The organism is Vibrio sp. 1457, assembly GCF_033340195.1.
Lineage (GTDB): Bacteria > Pseudomonadota > Gammaproteobacteria > Enterobacterales > Vibrionaceae > Vibrio > Vibrio alginolyticus.
The window spans coordinates 50,709-67,563 of sequence record NZ_JAWOWA010000020.1 but is presented as its reverse complement, the minus strand read 5'-3'; the positions used below and the strand labels follow the sequence as shown (position 1 = coordinate 67,563).

Here is a 16,855-nt window from a genome sequence, read left to right as displayed (position 1 = left end):
AACGGCTAATTGAGGCTTTTCGCCGTTATCGCCATATCTAAAAACAGTTCGAGGGAACGAAAGGATGTTTTGGGACAGTTCGCGTCTATTCAAGTTGATTGGCTTTCTTTGCTTGCTGTTTGTACAGCCACTTCATGCTACCATTTTATCGTCCGCGTTACTCAACGAAGCACAACAATTGGCGGAAATAGAGCCATCACAAGCAAAACAAGCGGCAACCAACTATTTGTCACAGCGTGAACTAACAGAACGCAAAGAAAGTGACAGCCCTTCAGCCATGTCTCGCGACGAAACAGATCGTAGCGTTCGCACACCAAGCAGCACCATCGAAGCGCACAAGATTATCGCTCAGGCAGATTACGCCATGGGTAATGTTCGTTCGGCTATCGAGCACCTAAATAAAGCGGAACGCTTAGCGCAAGAATATCAATTGCCGTACATGGACTTAGATCTCCAGCTGATGCGCAACCAAATGATTTGGATGTACGACGAAAACTACTCAAAAGCGGAAGACACGCTTAACCAAATTGAACAACAGCTCGATGAAGCCGATGCCGTATTACAACGCACCGACAGCGTTCGCTACCGACTAGTGATGCAAAGAGCACTCCTCGCTTCACATAGTGGCGATATCATTAAAGCGGAAAACTTGTACTCTGAAGCAAAGACCATGCTTGACGATAGCCGCTCTGAGTTAGCCTTGATCGACTACTACACAGCCGTCGGCGAGTTTTACCTCAATAGCAAGAAATACAATTTGGCTTTGTCAGAGCTGCTATACGGTTATTGGCAATCTATTGAAAGTAACAGTGGTGCAAGATTAGCAAAAGTGAATCGCCTTTTGGCTAGGCTCTTCCAGGAGCGACGAGTGTACGACAAAGCGATCGAATACTTATCTCAAGCCGCAGATTTTTATGACTCTTACCCTAGCTCTCCGATCCTAGCGGACGTCCTAGAGCAAATGGGCGACATCTACTTTTATCAGGGTAAGTTTAACCTTGCGTTAGTGCATTACTTCAACGTGCTTGACCATGAAAGTACCAGTAAGAACATCAATAGAATCATTAAAATTCGCTTAAGCTTGGCGGCTACCTACCTACAACTCTATAACTACGCGCTAGCAGAGCAGTACTTAGACCGCTCTAAAGAGCTTTTAGAATACACCAATATTCCTAAGCTTGAAGCAAAGGCTGCCCTGCTTCAGTCAGGTCTGGCTTATCATCAAAATGACAGTAAAGACGTCATTACTAATGCTAAGCTGGCGTTAGCACTTGCTGAAAAGTCACCTGAAAATAACAACTTCATTAAGCAGCAGTCATACCGTTTACTTGGGTTGGGTTACGAGCAGGCAGGCGAATACAAACTTTCTCTGCAAGCTTATAAAAAATACACCAACCTCGTTCGTCTAGAACAAAAGCAGCTTAACCAAATCAGTGAGGATGCGTTCCGTCAGCAAAAAGAATTTGCCGAACAAACCATCCATTACATCGGTCAATCAGAACGCTTAGAGCAAGTGGAAAGAGAGCATCGTAAATTCCAGAAAATCTCATTTGCATTGTTTATTACTGTCTTGGTCATGTTTTTGTTCATTATGCGCCGTGGTGTCATTATGCAGCGCCAAGCAAGTGAAATCGAAAAACTGCGTAACGACCTCTTCACCCACTCTCGCTCTCGTTTACGTAACTTGCGTATGCTGAATGTTAAGCTTTCTCGCTCATTGAAAAAGTCGAGCGAAACTTTCGAGCAATGGCAAATGGGTGAATTGATCCACGAACCACTTAATGATCGCCTACGCTTTGTTATGATCGATTTGCCATTCTTACGAAGCATGTACGTCCATAACGGCTATAAGGCAGGTCTAGAACTAGAACGGGCATTTGGCGACTTCCTTGCGGAAAAAATAGAAAAACCGTCGCGTCTTTACCATTTCTCAGATGCGAACTTACTCTACATAGAACCGAACGCTGACCGTGATGCTTCTGCCGAAGTCATGTTCGAAAAATTCCAGACTTGGGTGGATGAGTTCGCACAGCAGCACAACGTCAATCGTATTATTCGTATGGGCATCAGCGATTATCCGTTCTTACCCCGAGCCTACACTGCAATTAACGATGAGGAATTACTCGATCTGTTATTGCTTGCTACTCACATCGCACGAGAAGTCAGCTTGAAGGATAAGCAAAGCCACTGGGTGTTCTTAAAAGCCATCGATAATGCGCCTGCTGCTAGCTTTGCAACAGGTAACATAAGAACTGCCTGTCAACATGCCATTAGCCAAGGCCTGATCAAGATCCATTCGTCCTACAAGAATGAGGACGACATCAAGAAAATATTAAAAAATGGATAATTAAACGCCTGTTGAACGTAATAACTAATGACGCTATAAAGTTTTTTGTTATTATCAGATAATTGTCAGTAGTACATGGACTTAACCGTAGTCACTTCATGGGAATCTTGGAATCCGATATTCAGTCGCAGCTGCATCAGCTGAGTTGTCAACTTGACCAACTCAGACTGACTCATCGTGATACTTCACTCAAATTCAAACGTGAACAACAAGTTCTTAAACGCGTTGTGGCATCATTGTCTTCAGCTTGCCAGGGTTCGAACACTCAGGTATCCAACTACCTATTTGAAATCCAACAAGAGCTGCAACATCAAAAAGATATCAGCACTCTTATCCCGCGTTTAGCGGTATTAGAGAGGATGCTCAAACAGCAGTCGAAGACGATGGATAAACAAAACGGTTACCTTGACGAACAAATCAAGCACAGTGGTGAAACACTGCAACGTGTCACGGGCTTACCTGCGCAGTTAAAACGTGAACTACGGAACCTGATGAGTTTCTCTGAAGTTCACGCCAGCAATAAAGCTGATCAAGCCACTAAGCTACTGAGTATTTACGAACGCGCTCTGAAAATCATTACGTCTAATTCACGTCTACATCTTAGTGAATTTGAAAACAATCCTGACAGATCTCAACTTGAATGCTTGGCCAGCGACCTTCAACATACTATTACAGAGCTGGATTTCGAGGGAGAATCAGGCGATAGATTGCTGGATATTCGCGCTAAGTTGCTCCTTGGCGTGAGTGCCGAGTCTCTCATTGAGCTTACGCTCTCAACGCTGAAATTGGTTGTCGAAGCAACAAAGTTCGAGCGCGAGGCGTCAAGCCAATTCCTTGATCAGCTGAACACTTCTCTCGCAAGTAACCTAAAAACCGTTCATCAGAACGTCGACCAGCATCATACCTACTTTGAACACCGCCAAGAGCTCAACACAGAAATGAACAGCTTGGTTGAATTAAGCCAAAAGTCACTTAATCAAGCTCAAGATATCGCGGTTGTGAAAAAAGAAATCACGCCTCTTCTCGAAAAAATGGCGTCGCTGACAGAGCGACTGAAAATGACGGAAGAGCGAGAGCAAGCGCTGCAAGAGCGGTTAAGTTACAGTAAGAACCAACTCGAAGCGGTATTTGAAACTACGCAAGATTATCGTCGACGCTTAGATGACCAAGCTCAGCGTATGTTGCTCGACCCGCTGACTAAAGTTTATAACCGCACTGCATTTAACGATCGACTAGAGCTAGAGTATCGCCGTTGGATTCGCTCTCAGCAAAACCTTCGTGTTGTGCTATTTGATGTAGACAACTTCAAAGCGGTGAATGATAGCTATGGTTATACGGCTGGCGATAAAGCGCTGAAGATCATCGCTCGTACTATTAACAAGCGCGTATCAGAAACGGAAACAGTGGCTCGCTTTGGTGGCGAGGAGTTTATTCTACTCGTCCCGGAACAATCTGAAGAATACACACTGGATCTGATTAAGCATATCCAGCGTGATATTAGCCAATTACCCTTTAAGTTCCGTGAGCAAAATATCATGATTACCTTAGCTGCTGTATCGACGTCTTTCAAAGAGTCCGATACGCCAGAGTATGTGCTCGATCGTCTTGGCAAGATGCTTGCGGACGCTAAAAAACGTGGAACAAACCAGCTTAACTGGAGCTAAGATTCGTACAAAAAGCGAGCAAACAAACCAAATTTGGTGCAATCTACGCTTTATAACCACCCATTTTCAACGAGTTATCACATTTCTTCCCTTTTAGTCTGCTAAGCTGTAAAAACCCAAGTCACTTCAAGATGATGTATTTATAAAAGGCAAATGTATCATCTTGAGGTTGCTTGGGAGTTGATAACCATAAAACCAAATCGGCCAACTACCTTTCATCAAACCATACGTATAACACCAAAAAGGTAAGTTGGTACTTTCCCTCAAATTAATGCAACACAAGGAGGCGTTATGATTACCCATATAAGCCCCGCTGGTAGCATGGACTTGCTATCTCAACTAGAAGTAGAGCGCTTAAAGAACACAGCCTCGAGTGAACTTTATCAGCTGTACCGTAATTGCACATTAGCGGTGTTGAACTCCGGTAGCCATACCGATAACTCGAAAGAACTGCTCGATAAATACCAATCGTTTGATGTCAACGTCGTGCGTCGTGAGCGTGGTATTAAGCTTGAGCTGACTAATCCGCCAGAGCACGCTTTTGTTGACGGCGAAATAATTAAAGGTATCCAAGAGCATCTGTTCTCCGTATTGCGTGATATCGTTTACGTAAACATGCATTTGGCAGACGCCCAGCGGCTCAACCTTACTAACCCAATTCACATTACGAACCTCGTGTTCGGCATTCTTCGTAATGCCAGAGCATTAACTCCAGGTATCGCACCGAATCTTGTCGTATGTTGGGGTGGTCACTCTATCAATGGAGTGGAGTATCAGTACACACGTGAAGTGGGTAACGAACTGGGCCTGCGTGAACTTAACATCTGCACAGGTTGCGGCCCTGGTGCAATGGAAGGGCCGATGAAAGGTGCAGCAATTGGGCACGCAAAGCAACGTTATACTCAGCAACGTTATCTTGGTTTAACCGAACCCTCGATTATTGCGGCCGAGCCACCAAACCCAATAGTAAATGAGCTGGTCATCATGCCCGACATCGAAAAGCGCTTGGAAGCTTTCGTCCGTATGGCTCATGGTATCGTTATTTTCCCAGGTGGCCCGGGCACAGCGGAAGAGCTACTGTACATTCTTGGCATCATGATGCACCCGGATAACGCCGATCAGCCAATGCCTATCGTATTAACAGGACCAAAAGAGAGTGAAGAGTACTTCCGCTCTATTGATGAGTTCATTCGCGACACACTTGGTGAGGAAGGGCAAAAGCACTACGAGATCATCATTGACGACCCGGCAGAAGTCGCTCGTATTATGAAACGCTCCATGGACTCGGTACGCCTTCACCGAAAAGAGAAAGGCGATGCGTACAGCTTTAACTGGTCATTGAAAATTGAGCCAAACTTCCAACTGCCATTCGAGCCTACTCATGAGTCGATGGAACAATTGGATTTAAGCCTAGATCAAGAACCGCAAGTTTTAGCGGCCAACTTGCGTCAAGCCTTCTCTGGCATAGTGGCAGGTAACGTAAAGGCTGAAGGCATTCGAGAAATAGAACGTAGAGGGCCTTTCACCATTCATGGCGACGCAGTCCTCATGAAAAAACTCGATAAGTTGCTAAAAGACTTTGTCGAACAGCACCGAATGAAATTACCTGGCGGTTCAGACTACGAACCGTGTTATCGAATCGCTCACCCGGAAATTGGTGGTCGATAGTCAGGCTAGCATTCGTTACACTAGGGGCATTACGCCCCTTTTTTATTGCTAAGTCATTATGTCTATTCATCTTGTTATCATTGATGCCCTAAACCTGATCCGCCGAGTGCACTCAGCACAACCAGATCCAACCGACATAGCAAGAACCATAACCACAACGCAAAGAACCCTCACTCGCATTCTGTCAGAGGCCAACCCGACACACATCATCGCAGTTTTTGATCACCACGAACAAGACAGAGGTTGGCGCGCTGAAATTCTCCCTGACTATAAGCAAAACCGAAAACCAATGCCTCTGCCACTACTGCAAGGGTTAGATGCGATTCAACAAGCGTGGTGGGAGCAAGGTATTGATTCATTGCTGTCTGAAGGCGATGAAGCAGATGATTTGGTTGCTACACTCGCAACGAAAGTGGCCAGCCATGGTGAAAAAGTCACCATCGTTTCGACTGACAAAGGTTACTGCCAGCTACTTTCCCCTACCCTACAAATCCGTGATTATTTCCAACATCGTTGGTTAGATGAACCATTTATCGAAAAAGAGTTCGGCGTAAAACCAAGTCAACTAGCGGATTACTGGGGATTGACAGGGATAAGCTCTAGCCAGGTTCCGGGCGTACCTGGAATTGGCCCGAAAGCAGCGAAAGAGATTCTCACTCAGTTTGAGAGTATTGAAGCTGCCTACGCTAGTGAAGATCTCGTACCGAAATACCGTAAAAAATTGGATGAGCACATTGAGTCTGCTCGTTTATGTAAACGCGTCGCCGCTTTAAAGTGCGATATAGAACTAGGCTTTAACTTGCAAGATATTCGCTTTTTAGGGCCAAACAAAGCGGAGTAGTGTCCGATGGTAGTTTCACACCATGAAATCCGGCAGATATTAAAAAAGCGCCATTTGAAGGCGCTTTTTCTATTCTAATCACTATTCCCAAAAGACTCGGGGAATAAAGTTAGTAAGGTGAAATATTCGACAGACATTGGATATGAATCGTGATCTCTTCACGATCATGATACAAATGTTTAGCTTGTAGCTTGAACTTTACCTTATTATCAATGAGGAACTGCTTCAGATTTTCAAGGTCTTGCAGCACTTCGTCATAACGCCCTTTCATTGGCAGCTTAAGGTTAAAGATAGCCTCTTTTGCCCAACCTTTTAACAGCCACTGTCCCATCAGGTGAGCAACACGAGCTGGCTTTTCCACCATGTCACAAACAATCCATGTTACGTTCTTGCGGTCTGGTTCGAACTTAAAACCATCCACCATATGGTGTTTGATCTGGCCAGTTTCCATCAAACTGTCTGCCATCATGCCGTTATCAACGCAGTGAACGAACATTGAGCGCTTCACTAATTGGTACGTCCAACCGCCTGGACATGCACCTAAATCCACACCCCACATACCTGGTGCCAAACGCTCATCCCACTCTTCACGTGGAATAAAGACATGAAATGCTTCTTCCAGTTTAAGTGTTGAACGACTTGGGGCGTCTGCTGGGAATTTAAGGCGAGGGATACCCATGAAGAACTGTGAGTTGTTGTCAGTGTAAGAGTAACCAACGTAACAGTGGCCAGGCTCAACAAAGCAAATGTGCAGTACTGGTTTTTTCGCGTTATCTTTGTTCAGCATTAAGCCTTTGCCGCGCAACGCTTGACGCATTGGGACGGTAAACTTACGGCAGAATTTCAGTAGCTCTTTCGCTTCATTTGTATCTGGCGTTTCAATTCTCAAATCACCACAACGAGGGAATGCTTCGATGTCTGCTAGTTCATTCAAAATTGGACTAATTCGGTCATCACTTGGCAACGATTGAAACTCAGCTGCTACCGCAAACATTTGTCGAGCAAAAATTAAAGACTTAAAGTCTAAACCTCTCGCAAGTTTGTCGGCATCTCCATCTTGGTAACACTCGAAGACAACATAACCTGAGTTTCTCTTCACACGAGGGAAGCCATACACTTCCAACTGTGTCGCTTTGTCCTGAATTTCACCAGCACACTCTTTCTCAAAGCCAGAACGGCAATAGAGCATTAGTTGTTTCACTTGGAGACCTCTTTGATATTGAACGCAGCAAAAAAGAACAGACACCAACCAATCATGAACAGTAATCCTCCCACAGGAGTAATTGGCCCAAACCACTTAATGCCCGTCAGCGCCAGCGCGTAAAGACTGCCGCTAAAACAAAAGATGCCGATAATAAAGCAAATCGCCGCAATGAAAAAATATTTTTGTGCTTTTTGTCCCAAATTGAGCAGAAGCAGAATGGCACAAAACACAATCGCCAACGTGTGAATAAATTGATACAGAACTCCGGTCTCAAATACACCGAGCAAATAAGGGGCCAGTGTCGCTTTTAGCCCATGAGCAGCAAATGCTCCAAGAGCGACCGAAAGCAGCCCAGACAGACCAGAGAATGAGAGTAACCACTTACTTTTCACTGTACACCTCTTTTATAAACGCCGCTAACTGCTCTATCGCGAGTGCAATGTTACCCACTTCAGTATGACCTGAGCTCTTGCGCGGTTTGAAGCTGTGGTCACCATCAGGTAAAAAGCTCACCGTTACTTGTGACGAAAGGACGAAATCATCGAATTCCTCACGCTTACCAAAGGTGTCTCGTTCCCCTTGCAGAATCAGCGTAGGTTTCTCAATGGTTGCTAAGTGCTCGCCTTTGTATTTCTCTGGCTTTCCTGGCGGGTGAAATGGAAACCCTAAACAGGCAATGCCCGACACCAGCTCATTTTCAGCCAACAAGCTCGACATACGACCGCCCATTGACTTACCACCAATAACCACGGGAGAAGAAGTAAAGTGAGCGATCACTTCGCTGTATGCTTCGAGCAACTTTGGCGCGCGATCGGGCGGACGCTTTTTGCCATCTTCCGAACGTTTCACCATGTAAGGGAAATTAAAACGCACTACACGAATACCTTGCTCCACTAATCCTTTGGCGACCGCTGTCATGAAATCATGCTCCATCCCCGCACCTGCGCCGTGAGCAAAAATAAACAGCGGTCCGTTTTCAGGTCCCTCAGCTATCCAGTGATTCATCCAATACTTCCTCTTGTTCTTTTCTCGCGGTTGCTAACATCCAGTCTCTAAACGTTGCGATTCGGCCCATATCTGCCTGCTGTTCATGACACACCACATAGAATGCATTCTTAGATATCAACACCTCGTCGAATGGTGCAATGAGTCGTCCGGCTTCCATTTCAGGTTTGGCGAGTACGTTGTTACCGAGCGCGACCCCCTGACCGTGCGCAGCAGCCTGTAGCACCATCGTTGAGTGACTAAAAATAGGACCGTGGTTTACGTTGATCCCTTCAATGTTGTAATGACGAGCAAACTGCTTCCAGTCTTTACGCGAAGTATCGTGTAACAAAGTATGTAATTTGAGGTCACTTAAAGATTCTAATGGTTTGTTACCCAAAAGTAATGAAGGTGAACAAAGTGGGATCAAAAACTCTTGGTACAATTTATCTGCTCGCAAACCTGGCCAGTTCCCACGGCCATAGTAGATCGCCACATCAACATCATCAGTCAGTGAGCCTTCATCCATATCTACGGCTTTAATACGTACATCGATATCGGGCTCTTGAGCATTAAAATCGGCCAAACGAGGTACAAGCCATTGGATAGCAAAACTCGGCGGTAGGCTAATCGTCAATGCCCCTTTTTCGCTACGTTCCAACACCTTATCTGTCGCTTCCGCAATCGAGGTGAAAATATCTTTGATATCGAGAAAGTAACTTTGGCCTTCTTCTGTTAACAACAAAGAACGATTACGTCGACGGAAGAGCTTCAATGATAAGAACTCTTCAAGCGCTTTAATCTGGTGACTGACCGCGGCTTGAGTAACAAATAACTCTTCTGCTGCTCGTGTAAAACTGAGATGACGAGCAGCCGCTTCGAAGACTCGAAGCGAATTTAATGGAGGCAATCTGCGAGACATATGGGACCTCTAATAGGATTAGTTTTTTTAATCTGAAACATTATAAAATGTCCGTTGTCGAACAGCCAGATAAATTCTATATTTCACCCCGCAACACGGGCCTGAACGGCTTGATTTCTTTGGAAATCAATTGGCTTCGTTGTTGCGATGTTGTGTTTGCAAACTCGTATTTCGAGTTAGGTAGATTTCTACCATAATGTTTTGTCCACACTCCCTGTGACAAAACATATACTTCCTGTATTTATTTTTGACCTGTCTGTCAAATTTGTTACACCGCCTAAGTTAGGCGGTGTTTTTTTATCTATCAAAAATCTCATCCGCATATCTGGCAGCAATATCACTTTATTACTCTTCTTTCGGATTAATTATCGTTATATCAACACAAAGTGTATGGCTTTGCGATGAGCCTCAACATTATGCTAAGTAATGGTTGTCTGTAACGCGATCAAAAACAAAAAAGGCGCAAATTGATGTCTCAATTTGCGCCTTTTAACGTATTTTATCAGTCAGCTATGGACGGTAAACTTTTACGTTGCTGAAGCCTTGCTCTTGCAAGTAAAGCGCTTGCAGACGGCTCATCACACCGCGGTCACAGTAAAGTAGGTATGTCTTAGACTGGTCTAAGTCACCAAACTGTGTACCCAGCTTGTAGAAAGGGATATGTTTCACATCCACACCTTCGATTTCAAGTGGGTTATCGTCTTCCTCTTCAGGACTACGAATATCTAGCACAACCGCGTGCTCTTCTACCGCTTGAACTTGCTCTACTTCTGGTGCGGCTTGCTCAGACTCTTTCGCGATATCACGAATGTCCATCATGCGAGCTTCTTGAACCACTTGCTCAAGGATACTGAAGTCGAATTTCTCTTCTTCAGCTTCTAGCTTGCCTTTCACCGCTTTCACGGTTGGCTTCTTAGAGATAACACCACAGTATTCTGGCATTGTCTTTGCGAAATCTTCTGTGCCGATTTCACGTGCTAGATTGATGATGTCTTCTTTATCCCAGTTGATAAGTGGACGCAGAATCAGCGTGTCAGTTACGTTATCGATGTGGCGTAGATTGGTTAGCGTTTGGCTCGATACTTGACCTAGTGCTTCACCTGTTACCAATGCTTCGATCTTCATCTTCTGAGCGATCATGCCTGCTGCACGCATAAACATACGCTTCAAGATCACGCCCATTTGGCCGTCATCGACTTTCTCTAGGATTTCCGCAACCACAGGCTCGAAATCAACTGAGATAAAACGTACTTTTGCTGAAGAACCGTATTTGTTCCATAGGTAGTGAGAAACCTGCTTAACGCCGATTTCGTGTGCTGGACCACCTAAGTTAAAGAAGCAGTAATGTACTTTTGAACCACGCTTGATATGAAGATAGCTTGAAACACCAGAATCGAAACCACCCGAGATCAGGCTTAACACGTCTTCTTGCGTACCCAGAGGGAAACCACCTAGGCCTTTATGACGAGACAATACTTGGTTTAGCTTGTCGTTCGAGACTTCTACCTTGATCGTCACGTCTGGGTTTCGTAGCTTAACACTAGCGCTTTCAATCGCTTGATTTAAACCACCGCCTACATAACGCTCTAGTTCAATGGAGGTAAAGTCATGCTTGCCACGACGCTTCGCACGTACAACAAAGGTTTTATTTTCGAGTGCAGCACGGTTGAGTTCTAGCACTTGCTCGAAGATATCGTGCAAGTCTTTAAATTCAGTTTGCTTCACTTCCAGTACGTGGTGAATGCCTGGTGTATGAGTCAAAACCTCAAGAACTTCAGCGTGGAATTCGTTACTCTCAGAGGTCACTTCAATGTGATCACGACGGTTAAATACCGCGACAGACTCCGTGCGGCTCTTAATGATGTTACGAATGTTGCACTCTAAAATCTTTGTGAAGCGCTTACGCACAGATTCACTTTTTACAAAAATTTCTGGATGGGGCTTTACAATAAATTTCATAGTCTAATTCGCAGGTTAGTTTCGCAATCAACAAAGAGTGACACTCAACTTCAATACTTCATACGCAGTAAAACCGCGTTTCAGTCACAAAAAGTAGTCTGAGCTCACTTTTAAGGCGCAAGATTATACACCCAAGCGGATTGGAAAAACAAAAAAAGCGAGCAATCTGCTCGCTTTCTTATCTCTTTACTGACTTAAAACTAAAGCCTAGTTATTGAATTACCGGCACTTCTTCACTGTAGAGAGGCTCGCCTTGCATAATGCTGATTTCAACCCGTCGGTTAAGCGCGCGATTTTCATCAGAATCATTCGGTAACAAGGGTTCCGTATCCGCCATGCCTCGTACTCTTAAACGTTGATGAGAGAAGCCTCTCACTTTCTCCATCTCTTGCGCGACTGATACTGCACGCTGAGAAGAGAGATCCCAGTTAGAACGATAAAGTTCCGAGTCTAGCGGTCGATTGTCTGTATGGCCAGATACTCGCACAATGCCTGGCACGTCTTTTACTAGCTCTGCAATCTGACGAACTAAAGGACGAAACTTAGGCTGCAAGAAGGCCGAACCTTCTGGGAATGCACCTTTTTCACGCACACGTATAACAATCTGCTGACCGAGGTTTTCAACTTCAATGGCGCCTTGTTCAATCTCTCGCTCTAAGGCTTTCTTGATGCTTTCCATCAAGGTTTCCATCTCTTGCGACATCTCTTTAGATTGCTGTTGCTGCATGTCCGCTTCGGCAGATTCATTGTTTTGAGTTGACGTTTCTGGCGATTGCCCACCCGTTAACTTGCCTTCATCACGTTTTGTGCCACCAGCTCGATCAGACTCCCCTTCATGAAATTCGAGCGTCTGCTGAGTGATGTCCATGGTTTGCTGCATGATGACATCAATCGGAGTTGGTTCCGGCCGACCCGGTCGAAACTCTTGGGCAATAATGCTAGTACCTTTGGGAATGTCTTTCACTTCAAGCTGATTTTGCACACCGAAGGCAAATTTCATTGATCCTGCAATTTGTTTGAACTTCAGTACATCCATCTCAGAAAACGAGAGCAGAAGAACAAAGAAACACATCAGTAGCGACATCAAATCTGCAAATGTCCCCATCCATAACGGGAGGCCAGGTGGCGGACAATCGCATTTGTTATCTTCATCATCCATCACGACTCTCCAAGTTACTCGTCAATCTCAAGGGCACGTTTACCTTCATTGAGGTAGTTCTTCAAGTAACTATCGATCACTCGCGGGTTTTGGCCATCTTGAATCGCTAATACGCCATCCATGATCAAACGGCGATTTAGCGTTTCTTGGTCACGACGAAGAGAAAGCTTATCCGCAATAGGGAAAAACACCATATTAGACAGGATCGCGCCATACAATGTGGTCAAGAGTGCAACGGCCATTGCTGGTCCAATCGCTTTAGGGTCATCCATGTTTGAAAGCATCGCAACAAGACCAACCAAGGTGCCAATCATTCCCATCGCAGGAGCAACGTCGCCAAAGGCGCGAAATACGCCAGTACCTTGCGTATGTCGTTCATCCGTAAGCGCGATGTCTTTTTTGAGTGCCGCTCTCACAACGTCGGCATCATGGCCATCAACCAGTAGATCAATGCCTTTCTGCATGAATGTGTTGTTTATTTCCATCTCTTCAAGAGCAAGAAAACCACCTTTACGCGCCGCATCGGCCATTTCCACAATTTTTGCGATCAGGTCTTCGGGTTCATCCGCTTTAAACATGAAGGCTTTGCCAGCAATCTTTGTCGCACCAAAAAACTGTCCCATTGTGAACTTCATCAACACGACGAATATTGAGCCACCAACGACAATAAGGATCGACGTGACATCGACAAACATGCCGATGCTGCCACCAAGCACCATCGCCATAATGACGAATGCAAAACCACCAATCAAACCTAATAGGGTTGCTAAATCCACAAAGCACTCCTCACGCTATACTCAAATACTGCCATTGGGCGGATTATTACCTGTATCGACAACTCGCGCAGAATTTTTAGAAAAATCTTAGTTAATGGATCACAAATTACACTTAACAACCTCAACCAAAATATGGGGTTTCATCGCTTAGACTCGTTGAACGCTAATTTTGTGACAATTATATAAGGTTAAATTTGACCAAGTTACTAGGCTAAGGTAACTTTCGTGCATCTTACCCGAGGCTTGATTAAGGCAGAAAAAAGATGGCGGTCAAGAAACCAGAAAACATGACCTTTGAAGCAACCATTGAAGAGCTTGATAGCTTGGTTGATCAATTAGAAAATGGCGATCTTGCTCTAGATGATGCCCTGCGTAAGTTTGAACGAGGCATTGCCTTAGCTCGTGCAGGCCAAACTAAATTAAGCGACGCCGAACAGCGCGTGAGCATTCTTCTTAGTGAAGATGATGAAGCACCACTGAGTGACTTCAAACCAGATTCAGAATAACAATCAGTAGTGAGCAATGTGATGCAACAGACATTGACGTCTTTTCAACAAAGAAACAATCAGCAATTGAATTTGTGGCTCGATCAGCTTCCATATCAAGAGCAGCCATTGATTCAAGCAATGAAATACGGCCTTTTGCTAGGTGGAAAACGCGTTCGCCCTTTTCTTGTTTACATCACAGGTCAAATGCTCGGCTGTAAACCTGAAGACTTAGACACCCCCGCCGCTGCTATCGAATGTATACATGCCTACTCACTCATTCATGATGATCTGCCAGCCATGGACGATGATGAACTGCGTCGAGGTCAACCAACTTGTCATATTAAGTTTGATGAAGCAACCGCAATACTGACAGGTGATGCACTACAAACCCTTGCCTTCACTATTATTGCTGATGGTCAATTAAGCCCGGCGGCAGAAGCTCAACGCATCAACATGATCAAAGCATTAGCGCATTCTTCTGGTGCCAGCGGCATGTGTGTAGGGCAAGCCTTAGATTTAGGCGCGGAAAATCGCCAAGTTTCTCTTGAAGAACTGGAAGAGATACACCGTAAAAAAACCGGAGCTCTGATTGATTGTGCGGTAAAATTAGGTGCATTAGCTGCTGGTGAGAAAGGTATCGAGGTTCTACCTCACTTGGAGCGCTACTCAAAAGCAATTGGTTTGGCGTTTCAGGTTCAAGACGATATTCTTGATATCATCAGTGACACAGAAACACTGGGTAAGCCTCAAGGTTCCGACCAAGGTCTGAATAAGAGCACTTATCCTTCCCTGCTGGGTTTAGAGGGAGCCATAGAGAAAGCTCACACTCTGTTACAGGAAGCACTTCAAGCATTGGAAGCTATCCCATACAATACTCAGTTACTCGAAGAGTTCGCCCGATATGTCATCGAGCGCAAAAATTAACACTATAAGCGCGCATTTATATGACTCTTGATATTTCAAAGTACCCAACACTGGCGTTAGCAAATACACCGGAAGAATTACGTCTTCTTCCGAAAGAAACATTACCAAATCTGTGTGATGAACTGCGAACGTATCTGCTAAATTCAGTGAGCCAATCTAGCGGACACTTAGCGTCTGGCTTAGGCACCGTAGAGCTAACTGTCGCTCTGCATTATGTTTACAACACCCCTATCGACAAATTGATCTGGGATGTTGGTCATCAGGCTTACCCGCATAAAATCCTCACCGGACGTCGCGATAAAATGCCAACAATTCGCCAAAAGGATGGTCTACACCCTTTCCCTTGGCGTGAAGAAAGTGAATATGACACCTTATCTGTCGGCCACTCTTCAACATCGATTAGTGCAGGTCTTGGCATGGCCATCAGCGCACAAAAAGAAGGTAAAGGCCGTAAAATTGTCAGTGTGATTGGCGATGGCGCAATTACAGCAGGCATGGCATTCGAAGCCATGAACCACGCTGGCGACGTTCATCCTGATATGTTGGTGATTTTGAACGACAACGAAATGTCGATTTCAGAAAACGTCGGCGCCCTGAATAACCACCTTGCGAAGGTACTTTCTGGTAGCTTGTACACTTCTATCCGTGAAGGCGGTAAAAAAGTGCTGTCTGGTGTTCCACCTATTAAAGAGTTGGTTCGCCGTACGGAAGAGCACCTAAAAGGCATGGTAGTGCCTGGTACTCTGTTCGAAGAGTTCGGCTTTAATTACATTGGCCCGATTGATGGGCACGACGTCAATGAACTCGTCAAAACGCTGAAAAATATGCGTGAGCTCAAAGGTCCTCAGTTCCTACACATCATGACCAAGAAAGGCAAAGGTTATGAGCCTGCCGAGAAAGATCCTATCGGCTACCATGGTGTTCCTAAATTCGATCCAACGCATAATTGTCTGCCGAAGAGCAGTGGCGGTAAGCCAACTTACTCAAAGATCTTCGGTGACTTTTTATGTGACATGGCGGCCCAAGATCCTAAGCTAATGGCAATTACGCCAGCAATGCGCGAAGGATCAGGTATGGTGCGTTTCTCAAAAGAGTACCCAGACCAATACTTTGATGTGGCGATTGCTGAGCAGCACGCAGTGACACTTGCAACAGGTATGGCAATTGCGGGCGATCATCCAATCGTAGCTATCTATTCGACTTTCTTGCAACGTGGTTATGACCAACTGATCCACGACATCGCGATCATGGATTTACCAGTGATGTTTGCGATCGACCGCGCAGGTCTCGTTGGCGCAGATGGTCAAACTCACCAAGGTGCGTTCGATTTGAGCTTTATGCGCTGTATTCCGAACATGGTGATCATGGCGCCAAGCGACGAAAACGAGTGCCGACAAATGCTTTACACTGGCCATAAGCATTCTGGCCCGAGTGCGGTTCGATACCCTCGTGGTAGCGGCATGGGCGTAGAAATCGAAACTGAGTTTACGGCGTTAGAAATCGGTAAAGGGCGCATGGTTCGCCAAGGTGAAAAAGTTGCTATTCTGAACTTTGGTACTTTCTTGGGCAACGCGCTAGAAGCGGCAGAATACCTTAACGCCACTGTTGCTGATATGCGCTTTGTGAAGCCGCTCGATGAGGCATTGATTCGTCAACTAGCCGCAGATCATGACGTGCTCGTGACGTTAGAAGAAAATGTTATCGCGGGTGGTGCTGGCGCTGGTGTCGTTGAGTTCATGATGAAAGATAAAATCATTAAACCTGTGTTGAACCTAGGTTTACCAGATGAGTTTATTCATCAGGGAACACAAGATGAACTGCATGAAGAGCTTGGTCTCGATGCAAAAGGAATTGAAAAATCCATCTTGGATTATTTAGCAAAATAGAATGTAAAAAGGGATGTTCATAGCATCCCTTTT

14 protein-coding genes are annotated in these 16,855 nt (G+C 45.1%); 7 read left to right on the top strand and 7 right to left on the bottom strand.

Translation table 11 applies throughout. The annotated features are described in order from the left end of the window. The first annotated feature begins 64 nt into the window (after nt 1-64). The 4 genes from R7Z41_RS18310 to xni all read left to right on the top strand — a co-directional run bounded on the left by R7Z41_RS18310 (nt 65) and on the right by xni (nt 6,520). A complete protein-coding gene (locus R7Z41_RS18310; RefSeq protein WP_017635678.1) occupies nt 65-2,347 on the top strand; it encodes a tetratricopeptide repeat protein in 2,283 nt (760 codons plus the stop codon). A gap of 98 nt (nt 2,348-2,445) precedes the next feature. Next, nucleotides 2,446-4,011 carry a sensor domain-containing diguanylate cyclase gene (locus R7Z41_RS18305; protein WP_005381978.1) on the top strand — a complete coding sequence of 522 codons (1,566 nt, stop codon included), beginning with the start codon at nt 2,446-2,448 and terminating at the stop codon, nt 4,009-4,011. A 291-nt stretch (nt 4,012-4,302) separates the two neighbouring features. Next, the gene (gene ppnN / locus R7Z41_RS18300; RefSeq protein ID WP_005383611.1) at nt 4,303-5,679 is read left to right on the top strand and encodes a nucleotide 5'-monophosphate nucleosidase PpnN; all 1,377 of its coding nucleotides are present in this window, start codon (nt 4,303-4,305) and stop codon (nt 5,677-5,679) included. Nucleotides 5,680-5,737: 58 nt separating this feature from the next. Then, a complete protein-coding gene (xni, locus tag R7Z41_RS18295) occupies nt 5,738-6,520 on the top strand; it encodes a flap endonuclease Xni (protein WP_005381982.1) in 783 nt (260 codons plus the stop codon). A 109-nt stretch (nt 6,521-6,629) separates the two neighbouring features. Here xni and rlmM read toward each other — a convergent pair whose 3' ends face one another. The 7 genes from rlmM to pomA all read right to left on the bottom strand — a co-directional run bounded on the left by rlmM (nt 6,630) and on the right by pomA (nt 13,524). Continuing rightward, a complete protein-coding gene (gene rlmM, locus R7Z41_RS18290; RefSeq protein ID WP_017820611.1) occupies nt 6,630-7,721 on the bottom strand; it encodes a 23S rRNA (cytidine(2498)-2'-O)-methyltransferase RlmM in 1,092 nt (363 codons plus the stop codon). Then, entirely contained in the window at nt 7,718-8,116 is a 399-nt protein-coding gene (locus R7Z41_RS18285; protein ID WP_047010151.1) for a DUF423 domain-containing protein, read from the bottom strand. Before R7Z41_RS18285 ends, rlmM begins: the two co-directional genes overlap by 4 nt. Further along, complete coding sequence (locus R7Z41_RS18280; protein WP_053302995.1) at nt 8,106-8,729, bottom strand: alpha/beta fold hydrolase; 624 nt, start codon at nt 8,727-8,729, stop codon at nt 8,106-8,108. The genes R7Z41_RS18285 and R7Z41_RS18280 overlap by 11 nt, the downstream gene beginning before the upstream one ends. Next, nucleotides 8,710-9,630 carry a transcriptional regulator GcvA gene (locus R7Z41_RS18275; RefSeq protein WP_005383616.1) on the bottom strand — a complete coding sequence of 307 codons (921 nt, stop codon included), beginning with the start codon at nt 9,628-9,630 and terminating at the stop codon, nt 8,710-8,712. The genes R7Z41_RS18280 and R7Z41_RS18275 overlap by 20 nt, the downstream gene beginning before the upstream one ends. A 510-nt stretch (nt 9,631-10,140) precedes the next feature. Then, nucleotides 10,141-11,589, bottom strand: a complete 1,449-nt coding sequence (gene thiI / locus R7Z41_RS18270) for a tRNA uracil 4-sulfurtransferase ThiI (protein ID WP_005383617.1) — start codon at nt 11,587-11,589, stop codon at nt 10,141-10,143. 211 nt (nt 11,590-11,800) lie between these two features. Beyond that, on the bottom strand, nt 11,801-12,748 hold the full coding sequence (locus tag R7Z41_RS18265) for a flagellar motor protein MotB (protein ID WP_047102078.1): 948 nt from the start codon (nt 12,746-12,748) through the stop codon (nt 11,801-11,803). 14 nt (nt 12,749-12,762) lie between these two features. Continuing rightward, nucleotides 12,763-13,524 carry a flagellar motor protein PomA gene (pomA, locus tag R7Z41_RS18260; protein ID WP_005381564.1) on the bottom strand — a complete coding sequence of 254 codons (762 nt, stop codon included), beginning with the start codon at nt 13,522-13,524 and terminating at the stop codon, nt 12,763-12,765. Between the two features lie 263 nt (nt 13,525-13,787). Here pomA and xseB point away from each other — a divergent pair, with 263 nt between their 5' ends. Genes xseB through dxs form a run of 3 tightly spaced genes read left to right on the top strand, consistent with a single transcriptional unit; the run spans nt 13,788 to nt 16,822 of the window. Continuing rightward, the gene (gene xseB / locus R7Z41_RS18255) at nt 13,788-14,030 is read left to right on the top strand and encodes an exodeoxyribonuclease VII small subunit (protein WP_005381566.1); all 243 of its coding nucleotides are present in this window, start codon (nt 13,788-13,790) and stop codon (nt 14,028-14,030) included. A gap of 21 nt (nt 14,031-14,051) precedes the next feature. Next, nucleotides 14,052-14,936: a (2E,6E)-farnesyl diphosphate synthase gene (ispA, locus tag R7Z41_RS18250; protein ID WP_206970852.1), complete on the top strand. Its 885-nt coding sequence runs from the start codon at nt 14,052-14,054 to the stop codon at nt 14,934-14,936. 20 nt (nt 14,937-14,956) lie between these two features. After that, nucleotides 14,957-16,822 carry a 1-deoxy-D-xylulose-5-phosphate synthase gene (gene dxs, locus R7Z41_RS18245; RefSeq protein WP_005383623.1) on the top strand — a complete coding sequence of 622 codons (1,866 nt, stop codon included), beginning with the start codon at nt 14,957-14,959 and terminating at the stop codon, nt 16,820-16,822. The last annotated feature ends 33 nt before the right edge of the window (nt 16,823-16,855 follow it).

Coding starts and splice junctions, on each gene's coding strand:
- R7Z41_RS18310 (WP_017635678.1), top strand. CDS start 65: ATGTTTTGGGACAGTTCGCGTCTATTCAAGTTGATTGGCTTTCTTTGC.
- R7Z41_RS18305 (WP_005381978.1), top strand. CDS start 2,446: ATGGGAATCTTGGAATCCGATATTCAGTCGCAGCTGCATCAGCTGAGT.
- ppnN (WP_005383611.1), top strand. CDS start 4,303: ATGATTACCCATATAAGCCCCGCTGGTAGCATGGACTTGCTATCTCAA.
- xni (WP_005381982.1), top strand. CDS start 5,738: ATGTCTATTCATCTTGTTATCATTGATGCCCTAAACCTGATCCGCCGA.
- R7Z41_RS18280 (WP_053302995.1), bottom strand. CDS start 8,729: ATGAATCACTGGATAGCTGAGGGACCTGAAAACGGACCGCTGTTTATT.
- R7Z41_RS18275 (WP_005383616.1), bottom strand. CDS start 9,630: ATGTCTCGCAGATTGCCTCCATTAAATTCGCTTCGAGTCTTCGAAGCG.
- thiI (WP_005383617.1), bottom strand. CDS start 11,589: ATGAAATTTATTGTAAAGCCCCATCCAGAAATTTTTGTAAAAAGTGAA.
- R7Z41_RS18265 (WP_047102078.1), bottom strand. CDS start 12,748: ATGGATGATGAAGATAACAAATGCGATTGTCCGCCACCTGGCCTCCCG.
- xseB (WP_005381566.1), top strand. CDS start 13,788: ATGGCGGTCAAGAAACCAGAAAACATGACCTTTGAAGCAACCATTGAA.
- ispA (WP_206970852.1), top strand. CDS start 14,052: ATGCAACAGACATTGACGTCTTTTCAACAAAGAAACAATCAGCAATTG.
- dxs (WP_005383623.1), top strand. CDS start 14,957: ATGACTCTTGATATTTCAAAGTACCCAACACTGGCGTTAGCAAATACA.